The organism is Rhodococcus pseudokoreensis, from assembly GCF_017068395.1.
Classification (GTDB): Bacteria; Actinomycetota; Actinomycetes; order Mycobacteriales; family Mycobacteriaceae; genus Rhodococcus_F; species Rhodococcus_F pseudokoreensis.
Map to the genome: position 1 here is coordinate 153,134 of NZ_CP070614.1, position 21,342 is coordinate 174,475.

Below are 21,342 nucleotides of genomic sequence, written 5' to 3' on the forward strand. Positions count from 1 at the left end.
GTAAACGGGGTCCGTCGGAACCTACCGCGTCCCCACTTTCAGCCGGTGGTGTGTCAGCAGGGGAGCCGTGAGAATTGTTGTCACCGCCCGGATGGCGGTCTTTGCGGCTGATGGTGGTGTCGACGGACGGCCGGGACGGCATCGTGGCGGTCTGCCCTGCTGATTCCGGCTGTGCACGCTGGGCTGTCAGCTGCTCGGATCCGGTTCCACCACAATGACCCCGCAACTCGGCGCCGATCTCCAACCCTCCAGTGGGCGCGGGCCGATACGTGTATCGCACTCCGCCGATCGGCTGAATATCGCGACGAAACACAGCTGGTGGGCCCACTACGGCCCGTCTGATCGGGGTCGACTCGGACTGGCCTGGCACCAGGTCTCTGTCCGGGCGGTGACCAGGGCCGGATTAGTTCGTGCATCTTCGGTGTTGAACTAATCAGTAGAGCCGTCACCGCCCCGACGGAGAACGCACCGATGAACTCCTCACGAGGGAGCGAGCCCGACCGATCCGACCTGGATCAGGACACATCGGAGCGGGAAGGAGTGGTCATGACCAGGCGGTCAATCGTAAGCCGTGATCCCGAAATCTGTCTGTCCACGTATCTGCCACATGATGTCTCCCGAAGCGTGCTCGGCCACCGACGGGCCACGATGGTCTTCGACATCACCGGTCACGGTCGGTGGACGGTGCGGATCGACGAAGGCGCCGTCACCCACTCCCGCGGTGCCGTCTCTCATCCGACCTGCACCGTGCGGACGGACGCGAGCACCCTGTGTGATCTGCTGACCGGCCGGATCAGTGTCGTCGATGGCTTCTTGTCCGGCGATCTCGACGTTCGCGGCAGTATGACGACGATACTGACGGTCGGCGGCACCCTCGCACCCAATGCCGAGTTGTCCACCCGCGCCCACGGCCGAGAGACCAGCGCGTACGGGGTGCCCACCGGTTACCTCGAAGCCGGCGACCCGGAGAAGCCGCCGGTGATTCTGCTGCACGGCCTCGGCGCCAACAATTCTTCGATGCTGCCCGTGCTAGCTGCACTCGCACCCGATCACCGGGTGATTTGTCCTGATCTGCCCGGTTTCGGATCCTCCGCGGCCCCGGCATGGCGGTACACCCCACACCAGCTGTATCGATGGCTCAATGCCTTTCTGGACGCAGTCGATGCTCGCGGTGCCGCGGTGATCGGGCACTCTCTCGGTGGCCGCGTCGCCCTCGAACTCGCCCTGCGCGACCCGGACGCCATCACCGGGTTGGTGCTGCTGTGTCCGGCGATGGCGTTCCGTCGTCGCCGACTGACCACGCTTGCCCGACTGCTTCCCGCCGACTTGGCTCGCCTTCCCCTCGCTGTGCCGTCGTGGCTGCTGCACACTGCTGCCCGTAGCGGACTTCGAGCACTGTTCGCGGACCCGGACAAGGTGCCTCGGCACTGGTACGAGGCCGCAGCCGACGAATGGGAACTATCCCTGCGACACGCCACGCGGCGCCGTGCGCTGTGGTCCGCACTGCTGGGCCTCTACCTCGACGAACCCTTCGGTGAGACCGGACTCTGGGATCGAATTGCGGCGTTGGAGCCGCCCGCATTGTTCCTCTGGGGCGACGCAGACCCCCTCGTCCCCGCGAGGTTCGCTCGCCACCTCAGCGCTGTCCTCCCGGGAGCCAAATCAGTCATCCTCCCGAACTGTGGACACGTGCCGCAGTTCGAGTTGCCCGAGAAGACCCTCCACCTGATCTGTGAGCATCTCACCGCCACCGGAGATCAGCGTGAGGTCCGACTGCGACAACGGACACGGACACGGGCACGGGCACGGACACGGACACGGACCAGCGCTACATCCCGACATCGATGCCGATCAGCCGGCTCGAACACCGGCCGCACGGCCTGAACCGGGCGGGACGGAACTCGCGACGCGCGCGGCCCCCCGCACCGACGGTGTGAGTGACGCGTTGCCAAGGGTGTTGTTCGAGTACTGCACATTTCGATGCCCCGGGTGTGCGATCTCCGATAGCCGAACGCCGCGCCGGAGTGGGAACGCACGTGTCTCCATGCCGTTCCGCTCGCTGCATTGGGAGATTCCTTGACTGCGTCGAGGCTGGCGAGTTACGCGGGCAACGGGCGCCCCTGGGAGTTCGTTCGCCATGTCTGTGGGCGGTGTGTGGGCGCCCGCCAGTGCGGGTACCCACCCGACGGGCGGGCGACCGGGAAATGCGATGCAGTGCACCTGTCCTCATCAGGCGACTAGTGAAGGACACGTAATTCGAGCAGGCCCCTGTGTGGACGCCGACGTCGCCGCATTCGTGACCCGTAGCGACGACTTCGAGTTGGAGACCCGGTGGCCGCTGTTCACCAAAGCAGCACTCGCCGCGGGGGTGCGCAGCATGCTCTTGTTCCGGCTCTACACCCGTGCCGACCATTCTGGGGACCTTGAACCTGTCCGCCTTCGCACCGAACACCTTCGACAGCGAATCCGAATCCATCGGGGAGGTGCTCGCTGCCCCGCGGCCATCGCGATCACCGCCGGCCGCACGAAGCTCAATTCCGGTCCGCGCTCGCAAGCCGGGACATCATCGGTCAGGCCAAGGGCAGGCTGATGGAACGCTTCGACATCCCCGCTGATCGTGCATTCGAGATGCTCGCCGGACTGTCCCCGGACACCAACACCCCATGGGCGGCGGTCGCCACCCGCATCGTCGAAGCCGGACCCGATCGACGAGCGAGCCACACGAGCGCAAGCACACACCGCGGGCAAGGACAGCATCAGTCGGCGTTGGTGGTCGCCCGCGGCCGCTGGCACCATCGAGTCATGCGCAGACTGCGATGGCCCGCGGCGCCGGCGACCGGGGGCGTGCGAGTGCACGGCCCCGCGGTGCTCGCTGCCCAGCACAATCTCACCATTCACCTGGTCGAGATTTTGCCTTCCCCGACGGTGTGGAGGTGCGACTGACGGTGACCGCCACCGGAGTCTGCGCCGTGCTCGCCCGGCGAGCAGACCTACGCCGAGCATGCCGACCCCGAGGGCGAGGTGCAGCCAAGTGTCGGCGGTGTTGACGGGGACGAAGGTCGCGGCGCTGTCCTGGTCGATGACCAGACCGTAGATCCACGGGATCAGATGACACCGCCGCCGAGAAGGAACAGCTTCGTGGTCCTCGCCCACTCGGCCATACTCCGGCGATCCCGAAGAGCAGGTGCACGAGGTTGTGCAGGATGGACACTTCGAACAGTCCCAGCAGTTTCGCACCGCAATGGTGCCCGGCCGGCGCAGAGATCGGCGGCGGATTCGCCGCCGATGACGTTAAAGGCCCGGTTGCTGGTGCGGATTGCGATCGCTTATCAGGCTCACTTCGAACTCGGCGAGGGCATCGATCGGGCCAGGGCTGCCGGTGCGCAGTGGTCGGAGATCGGGGGGGTGGGGTCGATACTGGTCATCGACGGTCGGCCGGGGTCTGGTACGTGATGGATATCGAGCATGAGCCCTGTGGCGAAAGGTCGCGGACATCCAACCCTCATCTCGCTAATCGCACGACGGGTGGAGGTTACTCTCATCAGGGGTGGGGGTCAGGTACGCCAGGCAAAGCGACGGCTCGACGAACGGCTCGAGCCGATCGGCCGCGAGCGGTGCCCGCACCTCGGTCAGCACGCCGCGGATCAAGCCCAGGTGCAGCGAACACACCACGTCCCGGTGCCGCTCGGCTACCTCCCGGAACGGGCAGTGCCGCAACGGGATCACTGGTCGAGTGAGGTCGTCGACCACGCCCGGGGCGAAGCCGGACTCGGCCAGCACCGTCGACAACCGGCGGACCCCATCGGCGGCGTCCACCCGCTGCGACGGGGCCGGCCGCTCCGCCAGGTAGCGACCCCACGCCTCCCCGGCCGTCTCGGCAGCCCGGCCGGGCTCCGGCAGAGTGTCGGCGATCAGGCCGGTCAGCATCTCCGCCAGCAACCGATAACTGCGCCGGCCGGTGGACGCATCCGAGGTGGTAGCGGCATAGACCATCCGGGGCCGACCCGGACGGCGGCGGTCCTCGGCGCGACGCTCGGCCAGGCCCGCCTCGACCAATCCGTCCAGATGGAACCGGGCCGTATTCGGATGCAGGTCGACCCGTTCGGCGATGTCGTGTACGCCCATCGGTTCCGCCGCGGCGCACAGCAGGTCCAGCACCCGGTTCCGGGTCTCGCCGAGCGCGGTCGGCAGCGTGGGGTCGGTCAACGTCCGCTCGCTCATACTGCCTATTTTAGCCGAGTCTATTGTGAAAACCATCCATATCGACGAAGGAACCAACGAGGGGAAGATCGTCCGATAACACCAGGTCAACAACGTCTAGTGATTTTAGTCACACGCATTTTTCCTTCCGACGGTCAGCGAGTTTGCACTATCATAATAGTAAATATCAGTTGTTGTTTGAGGTAGTGCAAGCTTGCTCTCCTCGCGCAGAGAGAGGGCCTCGTCGTGTGCGCACCATTCGACATCACCGACACCATCACCGGCTCCGGTGTTCGGGCCGGCTCGGGCATTCGAGATGACGCTCACCGTCTGCTCCGCGAGTATCGAGCGAAAGCGGCACTGGTGACCGAGTTGGCACTCGATGGCCCACTGTCGGCGAAGTCGTACGCCGGGGTGAATCTCCCCACCACTTGCCGTCGACGGCAGCCGGTCGCCAGCGACCCGCCGTGGGGCCGTGGCGTGGTCGAGGCACTGCCGTCTGGTTCGGCACTGCTCGTGGTCATCCGGGGACCCAACCGCGGTGAGTGGTTCCTGCTCGATCAGACGGTCACCACGATCGGTCGCCACATCGACAGCGACATCTACCTCGACGACACGACCGTCGGCCGTTGCCACGCCCAGATCCGGTGCGACAACGACACAATTCGGGTGACCGATGTCGGCAGCCTCAATGGCACCTACCGCAACGGGGTGCCGGTCGACACTGCACTGCTCGCCACCGGTGACGAGATCAAGATCGGAAAATTCCGGCTCGCGTTCCTCATCACACCGCCTACAGCGGCAACAGATCAATGATCCCGACGGAGTGAGAGCGCATCTGAAAACTCGGGTGATTGGCGTGTGACTGGTGAGGAATGGGTGAACTCCTGGTAGGTCAGTAGGTGCTTACGCCACGACCCGACCAGGAGTTCACTTGTCATCATCGCTCATTGCACTGTGTCCGTCATGCCCTATCCCGGATCCGGGGATCGGGCATCGGTGCGCGGTCTACTCGTCATCCTCGGTGACCGACGCTCAATGGGCGATTCTCGAACCACTACTACCTCCACCCGGCAACACCACCGGCAGCGGTGGTCGACCCGAAAAACACTGCCGCCGTCTCGTACTCGATGCAATCTTCTATGTCGTTCGAGGTGGGATCGCCTGGCGGCAGTTGCCGGCGGAGTTCCCGCCCGCGACCACGGTGTACGCGATCTTCGCCCGCTGGGTCCGCGCGGGAGTATGGCAGCGGATTCACGACGCGTTACGTGCTCGGGCGCGGGTCCAGGGCGGTCGACACCCGCTGCCGTCCGCGGCGATCGTCGACTCCCAGTCGGTGCAGGGCGCCGACACGGTGGCCCGGTCGAGCCGAGGATACGACGCGGGCAAGAAAATCAACGGCCGCAAACGTCATATCGCGGTCGACGCCAACGGGCTACTACTGGCGGTCGTGGTAACCATGGCCGGGATTCAGGACCGCGGTGCCATCCGGCTGCTGGCTGCGTTGCGTGCCCGATTCTCGACGATCAGCCTGGTGTGGGCGGACGGCGGCTATGCCGGACGGCTGATAGACTGGTCGAAACGGGTTGTGTCCCTGACGGTTCAGGTCGTCAAGCGCACCGACGATGTCAAAGGGTTCAAGGTTCTTCCCCGGTGTTGGGTAGTCGAGCGAACCTTCGCCTGGATCTGTAAACACCGGCGCTGTGTCCGTGACTACGAGACGCGGCCCGACCATCACGAAGCGATGGTCTACATCGCCATGATCGCCACCATGTCACGCCGACTCGCCCGCACGGCGTGACCTATCCCGGAGTTCTCAGACGCGCTCTTACACTTACACCGAGCGGCGACTCGACGGCCACCTGCTGGACCGTTCCGCCGACCGTGACACGACCACGCTGACTGTCGTGCGCCGGAGGGGTCGCGCAGAGCCGAAAGAGCGACGATGATTTTCGAGAGGAGATCGTCGTGCGCCGGAACGATCGGACACGATGCCACGACAGGAGGCGACGGCAATGGGAAGCAATGAGCCACATGTCAGAGAACTCGCTGTCAACGAATGTTGGGCGTTGCTTCGTACCGAGAGTGTCGGCCGTCTCGCGGTGTGGGTAGACGACCACCCGGACATCTTTCCACTCAACTATGCAGTTGATCATGGAACCATTGTGTTTCGATCCGGCAGTGGCACCAAGGTCTCCGCTGCACTCTCGGATGCGCCGGTTGCGCTCGAAGTAGACGGCTACGAGACTTCATTGCGCGAAGCGTGGAGTGTGGTTATCAAGGGACGTGCCGAGGGGATCCAGGAAATCGACGAGTTGATGGACACGGTTGACCTGCCGCTCTTTCCGTGGCAGGGCGGGGCGAAGAACCTGTTCATCCGACTCGTTCCCACCCTGGTGACCGGCCGACGGTTTCCGGTTGCCGATCCGACCATGTGGCAGACTCCCTTCTCAAACGTGCGACGTTCGCCTTCGGAGTAGCTGGGAACCTCAACCTATTCGCAGACCCCACCGCGAAGGGGTCAACACCTCCACAAAGTGGTCGGTGGTCGACGCCCGGTGAGATGAGGTGATAAGGCATCGAAGGCCACCGCGGCGCGTGGTGCACAAGGGCGCCGGTGAAGGGGCCTGGCCCGCCTCCGGTGGTGGCTGGCGGCGTGGTTTGCGGTTCGGTCGCATCCGAGCCTCCGGGACGAGTCCCTGACCCGTCCCGTCGAGCCTGCCGAAACGCTGCGAAGACCCGGGATGTGGGGTTTCATGATGTAGGTGAGCTCCGGGGCGCACGTGCGGGGATCTTCGGCAAGGTCGGTCAATCTGGCCCTGGCGACCTGGGTGTCCGCGATCAATTTCTGGGCGTGGAACTTGATCGGTCCTCTGTCGACCACGTACGCCGAGGCGTTGTCGCTCAGCAGTGCGGAGGCGTCGATGCTGGTGGCGACGCCGATCCTGGTCGGCTCACTCGGCCGTATCGTTGTCGGGGCACTGACCGACCGATTCGGTGGGCGGGTGATGTTCATTGCCCTCTCGTCGTCCTCGATCGTGCCGGTCCTCGCGGTGGGATTTGCCGGCTCGATCGACTCGTACACCCTGCTGCTCGTCTTCGGTTTCTTCCTCGGTATCGCCGGTACCGTGTTTGCGATCGGCATCCCGTTCGCGAACAACTGGTATGAGCCGGCACGCCGGGGGTTCGCCACCGGCGTCTTCGGTGCCGGCATGGTCGGTACGGCGTTGTCGGCGTTCTTCACCCCGCGCATGGTCGGCTGGTTCGGCCTCTTTCCGACGCATGCGATCGTGGCCGCCGCGTTGGGGGTCACCGCGCTCGTGTGTGTCGTGGTGATGCGGGACTCGCCGGAGTTCGTGCCCAACACCAATCCCGTTATCCCGAAGCTGCGTGTCGCGGCCCGGCTCCGGGTCACGTGGGAGATGGCATTCCTGTACGCGGTGGTGTTCGGTGGGTTCGTCGCGTTCGCCAACTACCTCCCGACGTACATCAAGACCATTTACGATTTCTCCGCCGTCGACGCGGGCACCCGGACCGCGGGCTTCGCCGTCGCGGCGGTGATCGCCCGACCGATCGGCGGCGCGTTGTCGGACCGGATTCCTCCGAAGTTCGTGGTGCTCACGTCCCTCGCGGGTACCGGGGTGATGGCGGTGGTGGCCGCGTTCCAACCGCCACCGGACTTCTGGTCGGCCGTCACGTTCATCGGCCTTGCGGTGTTCCTCGGGATCGGGACGGGTGGGGTGTTCGCGTGGGTGGCGCGCCGATCGCCGGCGGCGAGCGTCGGCAGCATCACCGGGATCGTCGCCGCGGCGGGCGGGGTCGGTGGCTATTTCCCGCCGCTGGTGATGGGTGCGACGTATGACGCGGCGGATAACGACTACACCGTCGGGCTCGCGCTGCTGGCGATCACCGCCGCGGTGGCCCTGTTGTACACGGCGTTTCGCCTGCACGCTCGTGAACCCGATACCTCGGTCCAGGCGCACTCGACGTGAAGGAGAGCTGACGTGGTCGTCCCGCACACCGGTGGTCCGTTGGAGGACGCCCTGCTCAGGGGAGGGCGGTTCTTCACCCCGGGCGTGTTCTCGGACGACAGGCGCACGGTCACCCGGGAAGGGGGGCGCGAGGGCGATGTCTTCTACCGGGACCGCTGGAGCCACGACAAGGTCGTGCGGTCCACCCACGGGGTGAATTGCACCGGATCGTGTTCGTGGAAGACCTACGTCAAGGACGGGATCATCACCTGGGAGACCCAGGAGACCGACTATCCGTCGGTGGGGCCCGACCGCCCCGAATACGAGCCCCGCGGCTGTCCCCGCGGCGCGGCGTTCTCCTGGTACACGTATTCGCCGACACGGGTGCGATATCCGTACGCGCGCGGGATTCTCGTCGAGATGTATCGGGAAGCGAAGAACCGGGTCGGCGATCCGGTGGACGCGTGGGCCGATGTCCAGGCCGACCCGGCGCGCCGGCGCAAGTATCAGCAGGCGCGCGGCAAGGGCGGGCTGGTGCGGGTGTCGTGGGCCGAGGCCACCGAGATGATCGCCGCCGCTCACGTGCACACGATCAAGGAATACGGGCCCGACCGCGTCGCCGGATTCTCGCCGATCCCCGCGATGTCGATGGTGTCGTTCGCCGCGGGGTCACGGTTCATCGAACTTTTCGGCGGCGTCATGACCTCGTTCTACGACTGGTACGCCGATCTGCCGGTCGCCTCGCCCCAGGTGTTCGGTGATCAGACCGACGTTCCGGAGTCCGGGGACTGGTGGGACGCGTCGTACCTGATGATGTGGGGGTCCAACGTCCCGGTCACCCGGACGCCCGACGCGCACTGGATGGCCGAGGTGCGGTACCGCGGCACCAAGGTCGTGTCGGTGAGCCCCGACTACGCCGACAACACGAAGTTCGCCGACGAATGGATGCCCTGCGCCGCGGGCACGGACGGCGCAATGGCGATGGCGATGGGCCACGTCATCCTGTCGGAGTTCTTCGTGAAGAGGCGAGAACCGTTCTTCGTCGACTACGTGCGGCAGTTCACCGATCTCTCGAGGGAGGACCGTCATGAGCGCCACCATGAATAGCGGATTGACTGATGCGTTGATCAAGACTCGTAGATTTTTTACGAGGAACCAACCCGTCTCGCTCGATGGCCGAACCCTCCTCAAGATCGGTGGCCGTTCAGGAGATTCGTTCTACCGGGATCGCTGGAGTCACGACAAGGTTGTCCGATCGACCCACGGGGTCAATTGCACCGGCTCGTGCTCCTGGAACGTGTACGTCAAGGACGGCATCATCACGTGGGAGACCCAGGCCGTCGACTATCCCACCACCGGGCCCGACAAGCCCGAATATGAACCACGCGGGTGTCCCCGCGGCGCCTCCTTCTCCTGGTACACCTACTCGCCGACCCGAACCCGGTATCCCTACATTCGCGGCGTTCTGCTCGAGATGTACCGGGAAGCCAAGTCGCGACTGAAGGATCCGGTGCTTGCCTGGGCCGACGTGACCGAAGACCCTGAGCGGGCCGCGCGGTACAAGCGTGCGCGCGGCAAGGGCGGTCTGGTGCGCGCCAACTGGGATGAGGCGATCGAGATCATCGCGGCCGCCCATGTGCACACCATCCGGAAGTGGGGTTCCGACCGGGTGGCGGGGTTTTCTCCCATCCCGGCGATGTCGATGGTTTCCCACGCCTCCGGAGCCCGTTTCGTCAACCTCATCGGCGGGTCGATGCTGAGTTTCTACGACTGGTATGCCGACATGCCGGTCGCTTCCCCGCAGATGTTCGGCGACCAAACAGACGTGCCCGAATCCGGGGACTGGTGGGATGCCAGCTACCTGATGATCTGGGGCACCAATGTCCCAGTGACCCGGACGCCCGATGCACACTGGATGATCGAAGCGCGCTACCGCGGCCAGAAAGTCATCGTCGTCTCGCCGGACTTCGCCGACAGCACGAAGTTTGCCGATGAGTGGCTGCCGGCCGAGCCGGGCACCGATGGTGCACTGGCAATGGCGATGGGGCACGTGATCCTGAAGGAGTTCTACGTCGATCGAGAGACTGCTTACTTCACTGATTACGTCAAGAAGTTCACGGACCTGCCGTTCCTGGTCGTGCTCGACGAAGCGCGAGACGCCGACGGTGAGATTACATATACCGCAGGGAAGTTCCTGACCGCCTCAGACCTCGCCGACGAGATTGCGCCGGAGCAGGAGAACGCCGAATTCAAGACGGTGCTGGTGGACTCGGTCACAGATCGACTCGTTATCCCTCCCGGAACGTTGGGTCACCGGTATGGCGAAACCGGTGAGGGCAACTGGAATCTCGACCTCGGGGACATCGATCCGAAGCTGTCCCTGATGGACGGCGCAGACGAGAACGTCCCAGTCGACATGCCACGCTTCGACACCGGTCAGGGCAACGTGGGCGTCATCCGACGCGGCGTGCCAGCCCGCCGGGTCGCCGGCCGGCTCGTCACCACGGTCTTCGACTTGATGCTGGCGCAGTACGGCGTCGGACGACCCGGCCTGCCCGGCCGGTGGCCGAGCGGCTACGACGACGCGGAATCCCCCTACACGCCCGCGTGGCAGGCAGCGATCACCGGCGTTTCCGCGGAGGCTGCCGAGCGGATCGGCCGCGAGTTCGCGCAAAACGCGGAGGACTCCAAGGGGCGGTCGATGATCCTGATGGGGGCGGGCACCAACCACTGGTTCCACTCCGACACCATCTATCGGACGTTCCTGACCATGACGACGATCACCGGCTGTCAGGGTGTCAACGGCGGCGGCTGGGCCCATTACGTCGGTCAGGAGAAGGTCCGCCCGCTGACCGGGTACACCCAGTTGGCCAATGCCCTGGACTGGGTGCGACCGCCTCGGAACATGGTGCAGACAGCCTACTGGTACCTGCACACCGACCAGTTTCGCTACGATCAGTTCGGCGCGGATACCTTGACGGCACAGACCGGCAAGGGCCAACTAGCCGGCAAGACAACCGCTGATGTGATCGCCCAGTCCGCACGGCTGGGCTGGATGCCGTCCTACCCCACCTTCGACCGCAATCCGCTGGTGATCGGTGCGCAGGCCCGCCAGAATGGGAAGTCAGCCAAAGAGTATGTGGTGGAGGAGTTGAAGGCGGGTCGGCTGAAGTTCGCGGCCGAGGACCCCGATGCGCCGGCGAACTTTCCCCGGGTGTTGTCGTTGTGGCGATCCAATTTGTTCGGATCGTCGGCGAAAGGCAACGAGTACTTCCTCAATCACCTCCTCGGGACGTCACACACCGTCAGCGCCAACGAGACCGCCGAACGATTCCGCCCACACGAGGTCAAATGGCATGACGAGGCGCCCATCGGCAAGCTTGACCTGCTGACGACCCTCGATTTCCGGATGACCAGCTCTACCCTGCTATCGGACATCGTGTTGCCAGCGGCAACATGGTACGAAAAGCATGACCTGTCGACGACGGATATGCATCCCTTCGTCAACTCGTTCAACCCCGGGATTTCCCCGCCATGGCAGTCGCGCACCGATTGGGATGCGTGGCAGCAGATCTCCCAGGTCTTCAGCCAGCTGGCTGCGCGCCACCTCGGCAAGCAGACCGACGTGGTCGCCGCACCCCTGACCCATGACACACCAGATGCGATGGCAGCGCCGCACGGCAGGGTCCGGGACTGGAAATACGGAGAATGCGAACCGGAGCCCGGCGTCACGATGCCGAAAATCATCGAAGTCGAACGGGACTACACGGCGATCGGCGACATGATGCGCTCCGTTGGCCCGCTGATGGACACCTTGGGGGCAACCACCAAGGGAGTCACATTCGAACTCGGCCAGGAAATTGCGGCTCTCAAGGAGAAAAACGGCGTCGTCCGAGGTGGTCTTGCCGACGGCCGACCCGACATTCTCCATGATATTCAGGCCTGCGAGATGATCCTGGCACTGTCGGGCACCACCAACGGCCATCTCGCCACAGAGGGCTTCAAGACACTGGAAAAGCGTACCGGCACGCTGCTGCACGACCTGGCCTCCGAGAATGAGGGCAAACGCATCACCTTCGCCGATACCCAACACGGCCCGGTACCGGTGATCACGTCACCCGAATGGTCCGGATCCGAGACCGGCGGACGGCGATACTCGCCGTTCACGATCAACGTGGAACGACTCAAGCCCTGGCACACGCTGACCGGCCGCCAACACTTCTACCTCGACCACGACTGGATGACCGAGCTGGGTGAAGGGCTGCCCACCTTCCGGCCACCGCTGAACATGACCGCGCTCTTCGATGAGTCCGAGATCGGGGCGACGCCCGCCCACGGTGTCTCGGTCCGCTACCTCACTCCACACAACAAATGGTCGATCCACTCCGAATATCAGGACAACCTGTTCATGCTCTCACTGTTCCGCGGCGGGCCCGGTATCTGGATGAGCCCTCAGGATGCAGAGAAGATCGGGGTACACGACAACGAGTGGATCGAAGCCGTCAACCGCAATGGAGTGGTCAACGCACGCGCCATCATCTCGCACCGGATGCCTGAGGGAACGGTCTACATGTACCACTCGCAAGACCGCCTCATCGATATGCCGCTCTCTGAGACGAGCGGCCAGCGCGGCGGCAACCACAACTCGCTGACCCGGCTGATGATCAAGCCCACCCACATGATCGGTGGATACGCCCAACAGACCTACGCCTTCAACTACATGGGTCCCACCGGCAATCAACGCGACGAGGTCACCGTGATCCGGCGCCGTAGCCAAGAGGTGAGGTACTGATGCGAGTCATGGCTCAGATGGCGATGGTCATGAACCTGGACAAGTGCATCGGCTGCCATACGTGCTCGGTCACGTGCAAGCAGGTGTGGACCAACCGGTCCGGCGCCGAACACGTCTGGTTCAACAATGTGGAAACCCGGCCCGGTCAGGGATATCCGCGCACCTATGAAGATCAGGAGAAGTGGAAAGGTGGCTGGACACTCAACAAGCGTGGCCGGCTGAAGCTCAAGGCAGGAGGTCGCCTGAAGAACCTCGCCACCATCTTCGCCAACCCACACCTTCCCGGCATCAACGATTACTACGAGCCGTGGACCTACGACTACGAGAACCTCACCACGGCCCCGGCGCAGGATCATATGCCGGTAGCTCGCCCCAAATCGTTGCTCACGGGTGAGAATACGAAAATCACCTGGTCATCGAACTGGGACGACGATCTTGCCGGGTCCGTCGAGCACGGGCACAACGACCCGATCCTCAAACAAGTCGGCGACAAGGTCAAATTCGAATACGAGCAGGCGTTCATGTTCTACTTGCCACGGATTTGCGAACACTGCCTGAATCCTTCATGCGTGGCGTCGTGTCCCACCGGAGCGATATACAAGCGCGAAGAGGACGGCATCGTCCTCGTCGACCAGGATCGCTGCCGGGGCTGGCGACAATGTGTGGGCGGATGCCCCTACAAGAAGATGTATTTCAACCACAAGACCGGCAAAGTCGAAAAATGCACGTTCTGCTATCCGCGCATCGAGATCGGCCAACCCACCATCTGCTCCGAAACCTGCGTGGGGCGACTGCGCTACCTCGGCCTGATGCTTTACGACGCCGACCGGGTGCTCGACGCTGCATCCACGACCGATGAACACGGTCTCTATGACGCCCAGCGCGCCGTATTTCTGGATCCCAAAGATCCGGAAGTCATTCGACAGGCGCAGCTTGCGGGCATCCCGGATGACTGGATCGACGGTGCACAACGTTCACCGATCTGGGCGTTGATCAATGAATACAAGGTCGCCCTGCCGCTGCATCCGGAGTACCGCACGATGCCGATGGTGTGGTACATACCGCCGCTGTCTCCGGTCGTGGACGCAGTCAGTGAAACCGGCGAGGACGCCGAACGCAAGGACAACCTGTTCGCCGCTATCAACACGCTGCGGATCCCGGTCGAGTACCTCGCCGGGTTGTTCACCGCCGGGGATACTGCTCCTGTCGACAAGGTGCTGCACAAGCTCGCAGCAATGCGCTCGTATATGCGCGACATCAACATGGGCTGGGAGACGGACGAGTCCATCGCGGAGTCGGTTGGGATGACCGGCCAACAGATCAAAGATATGTACCGACTGCTGGCCATCGCCAAGTACGAAGAACGCTACGTCATCCCTCCGGCCCACTACGAAGACGCCCACAAACTGGAAAACATCGCCACCGAGTGCTCGCTCAACGTCGACGGCGGGCCCGGGATGGGCGGGATGGACGGTTCCTTTGGTGGCGACCCCGGCATGGGTGCGGACCCCGGCGTCGGCTCGCCGGTCGGCCCGGGACGCCCTGAGGGGGTGCGGATCAACTTGGTGACCTGGAACGGCCAGGGGACCCCGGATGGGCTCTTCCCCGAGTTGCACGAGCGGTCCGAAGGACCGACGGACACCGAGCGCCGGTCATGACCCCACGGGTACCGAAACTCAAATACTCCAAGGACGAACTCACCCGCACCTGGCAGTCCGCTTCGATGCTGATGGACTATCCCGACCAGAACCTGCTCGCACATCTCGATCTTCTCAGCCAGGTTGCCGCCACCCTGCCTGCGAAACTCGGTGCGCGCCTGCAGGCGACGATCGACCACCTTCGCGCCCGGCCGTTACGCGAGTCCGAAAGTGACTACGTCGACACCTTCGACAACCGCAGGCGCGGCTGCCTGTTCTTGACTTACTTCTCCAACGGTGAGACCCGAAAGCGGGGTCTGGCGCTCCTTCGCATCAAGCAGGTATACACAAGGGCTGGCCTGACACTCACCGATGACCAACTACCCGATCATCTGTGTGTCGTACTGGAGTTTGCCGCCACAATCGATCAGCAGGCCGGCCTGAAGATGATTCTCGACAACCGCGCGGGCCTCGAACTCCTCCGCCTGCATCTGCGCGAGATCGAGTCGCCGTGGACGGGGGCACTAGAAGCCGTCTGCGCCACGCTGCCCCCGCTAAAGGGCACGGATCACGAAGCCGTCGAACGGCTTATCGCCGAAGGCCCCGAAGAGGAGCAGGTGGGCCTCAACCCCTATGGAATGCCCGATCTGTTGCCGATGCCCGGAGGTGCATGATGGACAACGTCTGGAACATTTTCCTGTGGTTGATCTTCCCGTACATCTGCCTGACCATCTTTGTCCTCGGCCATATTTGGCGCTATCGCTACGACAAATTCGGCTGGACTTCCAGATCGAGTCAGATGTATGAAAGCCGTATTTTGCGTTGGGCGAATCCGATGTTCCACTTCGGCATCCTGGCCGTCTTCTTCGGCCACGTGATGGGCCTGGGCATTCCCGAAAGCTGGACCGAGGCCGCCGGAATTTCGGAGAGCATGTACCACTTCATGGCGATCACGGTGGGCATCTTGGCCGGTGTCTTCACCATCGTCGGCCTGGTCGGCCTGCTCTATCGTCGACGCTTCACCAAGGCAGTGCTGGGGGCGACCACCAAGATGGACAAGCTGATGTACCTCATGCTCACCGTCGTGATCCTGAGCGGTCTCGTCAACACCGGGTCCGGCGCTGTCGGGGATTACAACTACCGCGAAGGTGTATCCGTTTGGTTCCGTAGCATCTTCTTCCTCAACCCCCAGCCCGAGCTGATGGCCCACGCCCCATTTAGCTTCCAATTCCACGGCCTGGCTGCCATCAGCCTCTTCGCGCTATGGCCCTTTACCCGTCTGGTACACGTATTCACCGCCCCATTGGGATACATCTTCCGGCCATACATCCTCTACCGCAGTCGCGATGCACACGAAGGATCCCGCGAACGCCGCCGTGGCTGGGACAAGGTCGACACCATCCCGCGCCGCCGGTAGGCAACAGAAACGCCGAACGAAGACCTGGGCCCCTCCCGCGTTAAGCTCACGATCCGCAAGGGGCTTCTGCACGATGTCTTTGAGTTTGCGCAGAAATGCGGCTGCGGGTGCACCATCCACGACGCGGTGGTCGACGGACAAGGTCAGCTTGATGATCGAGCGCACCACCACCTCGCCGTCCCGGACGACGGGAGTGGGACTGGCTGCACCTACCGCGAGGATCGCCGCTTCGGGTGGGTTGATGATGGCGGTGAAATGGTCGATCGGGTACATGCCGAGGTTGCTGATGGTGAAGGTTCCGCCGGTGAATTCGGGCGCATGGATCCACCGATTCGGTAGAGGCCTGAAGTGGGTCGCAACGGCGAAACGCCCTGTCGTGGTGGGAGAATAGGATTCCTTGAAGGTCGCATTCGGCCACGACGAAGGGCATCTCGTAGATGGACCTATCTCATACCCGACCGGTAGCGTCGGCGATCTTCGACGATCCCAATCCGGTGTCCTGCGCCAGCCTGGTCCCGATCGAGGCGTTGGCCGAGCGGTGCGACCTGGCGGCATTGGCCGACGAGCACGCCCGTAACGTCGTCTACCGCAAGCTGGTGGCCGTCGTTCCGCACGAGCCCGGTACCTCGGGGCGTCGGTGGCGCAGCATCGGGAGCAGGTAATGACGGTGGGCGGTCGCCGCGGCCGAGTCGTGGGCGCCGTCCGTGCGGCGGTCGGGTGGGTTGATGATGGCGGTGAAATGGTCGACCGCGTACATGCCGAGGTTGCTGATGGTGAAGGTTCCGCCGGTGAATTCGGACGGGGTCAGGGTGCCGGTGTGGGCGCGTTCGGCCAGCGACCGTGCCTCGGCGGCAATCTCCCGAACGGTCTTGCGGTCGGCGTCGCGGATGACGGGAACGAGGAGGCCCCCGTCGGTGGCGACGGCGACACCGATGTGGATCCGACGGTGCCGCACGATGGCGTCTCCGCCCCAGGACGCGTTGACCTGCGGGTGCGCGTGCAATGCGACCGCACAAGCCCGCACCAGCAGGTCCGTCACACTGACTTTTCCGCCGGCGTCCGCCGATGCAGCGTTGACCTCCGCACGGAAGCTGGAGCAGCCGCTCGGTGTCGACCACGCTGGTCAGATAGAAGTGCGGTACATCGGCGCTCGCGGTCAATCGGCGTGTCGTGACCCGGCGAACGGTGGTGAGCGGGACGGACTCGTCGTCTGACTGGATTGTGGCTGGTGTCGTGGCGACCGGCACCGATGCCTGTGGAGTGTGCCCGACGGCGCCGACGGCCGGCTCGACGTCGGCGCGGACGATCCGCCCACCCGGCCCCGTGCCGGTGACAGTGCCAAGGTCGATGCCGCGCTCGTGCGCGATCTTGCGGACGAGCGGGGTGGCACGCCGGGAGGGGGTGGCCGGTTCGGGTGCCTCCGCTGTCGCGGGTCCACCCGCCGAGGGCTTGGAGGCTGAGGGTTCGGCTCTCGTCGGTGCCTGCGGCGCAGGGGATGTCGGCTTCGCGCTGGCGCTTTCGCCGATGATGGCGATGGGCTGGCCGATAGGGACTGTGCTGCCTTCGGTGACCAGCAGAGCGGTGAGCGGCCCCTCGTCGTAGGCTTCCAGCTCCATAGTGGCCTTGTCCGTTTCGATCTCCGCGATGATGTCGCCCTTGCGGATCAGGTCACCTTCGTTCTTCAGCCACCGACTCAGAATCCCCTCGGTCATCGTGTCGGACAGGCGGGGCATCTGTGCTTCAGGCATGGCGGAACTCCTACCGCGTGAAGCGAGTGTCGTCGAGGACCTGATGGATGACCGTGAGCAGCGCAGCAGCGTTGGGCAGGGCCGCCAGCTCGAGCGGTTTGGCGTAGGGCAGCGGGACCTCCGCGGCGGCGACCCGTCGGACCGGGGCGTCGAGGTAGTCGAAGGCACCTTCGCCGATGCTGGCGGCGACCTCGGCGCCGATCCCGTAGCTGAGCCCGTCGTCTTCCAGGACCACCGCCCGGGTGGTTTTGCGCACCGAGGTGCAGATCGTCTCCCGATCCAGTGGCCGCAGGCTTCGCAGGTCGACGACCTCCACCGAGATGCCCTCTTCCTCGAGTTGGCGGGCCACTTGCAGGGCGATCACCGTTGACCGTGAGTACGCAACGACGGTGATGTCGTGACCCTGCTTGACCACCCCGGCGGTACCGATCTTGCCGAGCAGCTCCCCCTCGGGAACCTCGCCCTTGGTGTTGTACAGCGAGAGGTTCACCAGCACGATCACCGGATCGTCGTCCCGGATCGCCGCCGTCAGCAGTGCTTTGGCGTCCGCCGGGGTGGCGGATGCCAGCACCTTCAGGCCGGGCACATGTGCGTACCAGACCTCCAGGTTCTGCGAGTGCGTGGCCGCGAGCTGTTGGCCATCCCCACCGGGTGTGCGGATCACCATCGGTACCGACACCTGCCCACCGAACATCGTGTGCATCTTCGCCGTGTGGTTCACGATCTGGTCCAACGCCAGCAGGCTGAAGTTGATCGTCATGATCTCCACGACCGGCCGCAACCCGAGCATTGCGGCACCGATGGCCGCGCCGACGAAGCCCTCCTCACAGATGGGCGTGTCCCGCACGCGGGTCGGACCCGCGTGTCCCGCACGCGGGTCGGACCGAAGTCCTTGAGCAGACCGGCGGTGATCTTGTAGGACCCTTCGAAGGCACCGATCTCTTCCCCCATCAGAAACACGTTCTGGTCGCGAACGAGCTCCGCCCGGAGCGTGTCCTGTAAAGCCTTGCGGTAGGTGATCACCGGCCCCACCGGCGCAGCGTCGGTCATGGAATTGTCACCACCCGCTCGCCCGGAAGGTGGTGTGGCGCGTTGAGCACCGCGGTGGCATAAGTGTGCGCGAACAGCTGGTCCGGCTCCGGTGAGGGGCTGGCGTCGGCGAACTCGACGGCAGCGGTGACCTCCTCCTCGACCTGTGCGCCGATCCGTACCACGTCGGCCTCCGCCAAGACTCCCTCCTCGAGGAGGCGAACCGGAAGCGGGAAGCGTCGCCACCGGGTCGAGGGCACGCACCCGGTCGGTCTCCCCCTGCGAGCGGTAGCGGGCCGGGTCGACCACCGAGTGTCCGCGCAGCCGTTCACACATGGTCTCCAACAGATACGGCTGCCGGTCGATCCGCGCACCCTGCAGCGCTGCACGGGCGGCGTCGCGGACGGCCAGCACGTCGTTGCCGTCCACTCGCTGCCCTGGGATGCGGTAGGAGCAGCCCCGCTTGTACTGTTCCGGCTCGCCGGCGGCCGCCTCCACCGTGGTGGCCATGCCCAGGCCGTTGTTGACGATGACGTAGACGATGGGCAGCCGCCACACCGCCGCGAGGTTGAGTGACTCGTGAAACGCACCGATGTTGGTGGCGCCGTCGCCCATTACGCACATCACCGCCTCAGCGTCCGGTCCCGACTGACCGCGGTAGGTCAAAGCCAGCGCGGCGCCGGTCGCGGGCGGAATCTGACCGCCGACGATGCCGTAACCGCCCATCAGCCGGGTAGGCACGTCGAACAAGTGCATCGACCCGCCCCAGCCCCCCGACACTCCGGCGGTCTTGCCGAACAGCTCGGCCATGATGCGTCCGGGCTCCAAGCCACGAGCCAGGGCGTAACCGTGGTCGCGGTAGGTGTTGAACAAATAGTCCCGTGGTTCAAGCGCATCCATCAATCCGACGACGGTGGCCTCCTCACCGACGTTGAGGTGGCAGTAACCGCCGATCTTGGCGCGGGTGTACATCTCGCTGGCCCGCAACTCGAACTCTCTGATGAGCACCATTTGTCGGTAATACCCGCGCATCATCTCCGGAGGGCCGCGTTCTCGCCGACCATGTGACCTCCTGCAACTCGCTGAACTCAGGGACCGGGCGGCTGTTCCTGGACAACAAACGCGTCGGTGCTGTGGCACTTCGGGCAGGAAGCCGGCGATTGTTCACCACGCATCGACTCCCCGCACACCGGGCAGACCCATTCGGTGATGAGCAGGGCCACGATGTCGGCGCGGCTGACGATTCCGACGAGCTTGCTGCCGGACACGACCGGCACCCGGTGGATCGGTCGATCGATCAACAGGTGCCGTACGTCCCCGACGTCGGTGGCCTCCGTGACGCTGACTACCGCCGTCGTCATGACCTCGCGTGCGGTGGAACCGGCCGGTTTGGCGAGCAGGTCATACTCACTGACCAGCCCGACCACGCCGCCGTCGGAATCGACGACGGGGACGGCGCTGATCCGATGTTGATCGAGGACCGCCGCGATCCGGACAACCGCATCATCGGCCTGCACCACGACGACCGGTGCCGTCATGATTTCTCGGACCGTCGTCATTGCCACCACCCTAGGTCAAGCCGGCGCTGCGAACCAGTGACGAAGGTTCTGCCCACTGGTCCGCAATCTCATCGCATCTCGTCTCTTCCCTGGCCGCATCAGTACAACCGTGTCGGGAGGATGTGGCCCAACAGGTCTTCGCCCGCCAGATACCGACGCAAGTTTTCGCAGAACAGGGTCACGATGCGTTCGTTCTCGTGCACCGACAGACCGGCGGTGTGCGCGCTGAGCAACACGTTGGGCAGCTCCCACAGTGCACTGTCCGGCGGCAGCGGCTCGGTGGCGAAGACGTCGAGCGCGGTCGTGGCCAGCCGGCCCTGCTCGAGCGCGGTCGTGGCAGCCACGGCGCGAGCCTGCCCAGCCGACTGTTCTTCGGTCCTGCTCTCATGGAACCGATCGGATTCGTCATGAGCAGGAAGATGCTCCTCACGCTACGCCGTCGGTTGGCGCGCTGACCGATGCTCGAATCACGGCCGCGGTTCGGCGCCGAACACGAACCGGCGACCGGTGATCTCTCTTGGGCTGATTTCCACGTAGTTGAACTTGGGTGTCGGCACCCAGGACTGCAGGGGCAGCTCGTCCGCCGCGGCAATCTCCGCCGAGGTCTGCAATCGCCGAGCACTCCCGTGGACGACAACACTCCACCCGAGTACCTCGCTGACGTGGTCGACTTCGAACGCCACCTGTTGATGAATGGTGAGTTCGACGAGTTTGGTGCCTTCGGCGGTACGGAAAAGCAGTTTCCCTTGGTGCGCAACATAGTTGACGGGGAAAACATCGATCCTGTCCGCTACGCTCAAGACGAGACGACCGAGTTTTTCGCTGCCGAGCAGTTCCCAACTCTCGTCGGAGGTCAGTTCGGTGATGGGTCCGTCCGTGCCGTTCTCGGAATTGGTCATATCTGATGATTACATCTGGATTTCCAGGTTGTCTTCGGTATGTCGACTGTCCTCGTCCAGCCACGGCTCGGGCACGGCCCGCGACATGGC

General features: G+C 64.4%; 14 protein-coding genes and 7 pseudogenes. 11 read left to right on the plus strand and 10 right to left on the minus strand.

Annotated features, from left to right (window positions below; translation table 11 throughout):
* Window positions 1-546: 546 nt before the first annotated feature.
* The gene (locus JWS13_RS00715) at window positions 547-1,884 is read left to right on the plus strand and encodes an alpha/beta fold hydrolase (RefSeq protein WP_206003935.1); all 1,338 of its coding nucleotides are present in this window, start codon (window positions 547-549) and stop codon (window positions 1,882-1,884) included.
* Between the two features lie 705 nt (window positions 1,885-2,589).
* Complete coding sequence (locus JWS13_RS00720; protein WP_241031979.1) at window positions 2,590-2,943, plus strand: hypothetical protein; 354 nt, start codon at window positions 2,590-2,592, stop codon at window positions 2,941-2,943.
* Between the two features lie 30 nt (window positions 2,944-2,973).
* Here JWS13_RS00720 and JWS13_RS45875 read toward each other — a convergent pair.
* Window positions 2,974-3,253, minus strand: a pseudogene (locus JWS13_RS45875) (DUF4383 domain-containing protein); the annotation flags it as partial.
* A 257-nt stretch (window positions 3,254-3,510) separates the two neighbouring features.
* Window positions 3,511-4,221, minus strand: coding sequence for a helix-turn-helix transcriptional regulator (locus JWS13_RS00730; RefSeq protein ID WP_206003936.1), 711 nt, complete (start codon window positions 4,219-4,221; stop codon window positions 3,511-3,513).
* Between the two features lie 225 nt (window positions 4,222-4,446).
* Here JWS13_RS00730 and JWS13_RS00735 point away from each other — a divergent pair, with 225 nt between their 5' ends.
* From JWS13_RS00735 to narI, 9 genes and pseudogenes are all read left to right on the plus strand, one after another.
* Complete coding sequence (locus JWS13_RS00735) at window positions 4,447-5,016, plus strand: FHA domain-containing protein (RefSeq protein WP_206003937.1); 570 nt, start codon at window positions 4,447-4,449, stop codon at window positions 5,014-5,016.
* 172 nt (window positions 5,017-5,188) lie between these two features.
* The gene (locus JWS13_RS00740; RefSeq protein WP_206004222.1) at window positions 5,189-6,001 is read left to right on the plus strand and encodes an IS5 family transposase; all 813 of its coding nucleotides are present in this window, start codon (window positions 5,189-5,191) and stop codon (window positions 5,999-6,001) included.
* A 214-nt stretch (window positions 6,002-6,215) separates the two neighbouring features.
* Complete coding sequence (locus tag JWS13_RS00745) at window positions 6,216-6,680, plus strand: pyridoxamine 5'-phosphate oxidase family protein (protein ID WP_206003938.1); 465 nt, start codon at window positions 6,216-6,218, stop codon at window positions 6,678-6,680.
* 285 nt (window positions 6,681-6,965) lie between these two features.
* Complete coding sequence (locus tag JWS13_RS00750) at window positions 6,966-8,192, plus strand: nitrate/nitrite transporter (protein WP_269592161.1); 1,227 nt, start codon at window positions 6,966-6,968, stop codon at window positions 8,190-8,192.
* A 12-nt stretch (window positions 8,193-8,204) separates the two neighbouring features.
* A pseudogene (locus JWS13_RS00755) lies at window positions 8,205-9,242 on the plus strand (molybdopterin-dependent oxidoreductase); the annotation flags it as partial.
* A gap of 16 nt (window positions 9,243-9,258) precedes the next feature.
* Window positions 9,259-12,963 (plus strand): nitrate reductase subunit alpha, encoded by a 3,705-nt coding sequence (locus JWS13_RS00760; RefSeq protein WP_206003939.1) that lies wholly within the window; start codon window positions 9,259-9,261, stop codon window positions 12,961-12,963.
* Window positions 12,963-14,621, plus strand: a complete 1,659-nt coding sequence (narH, locus tag JWS13_RS00765; RefSeq protein ID WP_206003940.1) for a nitrate reductase subunit beta — start codon at window positions 12,963-12,965, stop codon at window positions 14,619-14,621. The genes JWS13_RS00760 and narH overlap by 1 nt, the downstream gene beginning before the upstream one ends.
* Window positions 14,618-15,274: a nitrate reductase molybdenum cofactor assembly chaperone gene (narJ, locus tag JWS13_RS00770; protein ID WP_005569158.1), complete on the plus strand. Its 657-nt coding sequence runs from the start codon at window positions 14,618-14,620 to the stop codon at window positions 15,272-15,274. The genes narH and narJ overlap by 4 nt, the downstream gene beginning before the upstream one ends.
* The gene (gene narI, locus JWS13_RS00775; RefSeq protein ID WP_005569156.1) at window positions 15,271-16,017 is read left to right on the plus strand and encodes a respiratory nitrate reductase subunit gamma; all 747 of its coding nucleotides are present in this window, start codon (window positions 15,271-15,273) and stop codon (window positions 16,015-16,017) included. The genes narJ and narI overlap by 4 nt, the downstream gene beginning before the upstream one ends.
* Window positions 16,018-16,074: 57 nt before the next feature.
* Here the strand turns inward: narI and JWS13_RS45175 are convergent.
* From JWS13_RS45175 to JWS13_RS00810, 8 genes and pseudogenes are all read right to left on the minus strand, one after another.
* Window positions 16,075-16,329: pseudogene (locus JWS13_RS45175) on the minus strand (2-oxo acid dehydrogenase subunit E2); the annotation flags it as partial.
* A 271-nt stretch (window positions 16,330-16,600) separates the two neighbouring features.
* Window positions 16,601-17,098 (minus strand): annotated as a pseudogene (locus tag JWS13_RS45180) (2-oxo acid dehydrogenase subunit E2); the annotation flags it as partial.
* A 217-nt stretch (window positions 17,099-17,315) separates the two neighbouring features.
* Window positions 17,316-17,765 (minus strand): annotated as a pseudogene (locus JWS13_RS46305) (biotin/lipoyl-containing protein); the annotation flags it as partial.
* Between the two features lie 10 nt (window positions 17,766-17,775).
* A pseudogene (locus JWS13_RS00790) lies at window positions 17,776-18,815 on the minus strand (alpha-ketoacid dehydrogenase subunit beta).
* A pseudogene (locus tag JWS13_RS00795) lies at window positions 18,812-19,829 on the minus strand (thiamine pyrophosphate-dependent enzyme). The pseudogenes JWS13_RS00790 and JWS13_RS00795 overlap by 4 nt, the downstream one beginning before the upstream one ends.
* A 53-nt stretch (window positions 19,830-19,882) precedes the next feature.
* The gene (locus tag JWS13_RS00800; RefSeq protein WP_206003942.1) at window positions 19,883-20,353 is read right to left on the minus strand and encodes a CBS domain-containing protein; all 471 of its coding nucleotides are present in this window, start codon (window positions 20,351-20,353) and stop codon (window positions 19,883-19,885) included.
* A gap of 98 nt (window positions 20,354-20,451) precedes the next feature.
* Window positions 20,452-20,697 (minus strand): NAD(P)-dependent oxidoreductase, encoded by a 246-nt coding sequence (locus JWS13_RS00805; protein ID WP_206003943.1) that lies wholly within the window; start codon window positions 20,695-20,697, stop codon window positions 20,452-20,454.
* A 123-nt stretch (window positions 20,698-20,820) separates the two neighbouring features.
* Window positions 20,821-21,252, minus strand: a complete 432-nt coding sequence (locus tag JWS13_RS00810; RefSeq protein ID WP_005569146.1) for a pyridoxamine 5'-phosphate oxidase family protein — start codon at window positions 21,250-21,252, stop codon at window positions 20,821-20,823.
* Window positions 21,253-21,342 lie beyond the last annotated feature (90 nt).

What these genes read in the sequence shown, in the direction of transcription:
- JWS13_RS00715 (WP_206003935.1), top strand. Translation starts at nt 547, where the DNA reads ATGACCAGGCGGTCAATCGTAAGCCGTGATCCCGAAATCTGTCTGTCC.
- JWS13_RS00800 (WP_206003942.1), bottom strand. Translation starts at nt 20,353, where the DNA reads ATGACGACGGTCCGAGAAATCATGACGGCACCGGTCGTCGTGGTGCAG.
- JWS13_RS00745 (WP_206003938.1), top strand. Translation starts at nt 6,216, where the DNA reads ATGGGAAGCAATGAGCCACATGTCAGAGAACTCGCTGTCAACGAATGT.
- JWS13_RS00720 (WP_241031979.1), top strand. Translation starts at nt 2,590, where the DNA reads ATGGAACGCTTCGACATCCCCGCTGATCGTGCATTCGAGATGCTCGCC.
- narI (WP_005569156.1), top strand. Translation starts at nt 15,271, where the DNA reads ATGATGGACAACGTCTGGAACATTTTCCTGTGGTTGATCTTCCCGTAC.
- JWS13_RS00760 (WP_206003939.1), top strand. Translation starts at nt 9,259, where the DNA reads ATGAGCGCCACCATGAATAGCGGATTGACTGATGCGTTGATCAAGACT.
- JWS13_RS00810 (WP_005569146.1), bottom strand. Translation starts at nt 21,252, where the DNA reads ATGACCAATTCCGAGAACGGCACGGACGGACCCATCACCGAACTGACC.
- narJ (WP_005569158.1), top strand. Translation starts at nt 14,618, where the DNA reads ATGACCCCACGGGTACCGAAACTCAAATACTCCAAGGACGAACTCACC.
- JWS13_RS00730 (WP_206003936.1), bottom strand. Translation starts at nt 4,221, where the DNA reads ATGAGCGAGCGGACGTTGACCGACCCCACGCTGCCGACCGCGCTCGGC.
- narH (WP_206003940.1), top strand. Translation starts at nt 12,963, where the DNA reads ATGCGAGTCATGGCTCAGATGGCGATGGTCATGAACCTGGACAAGTGC.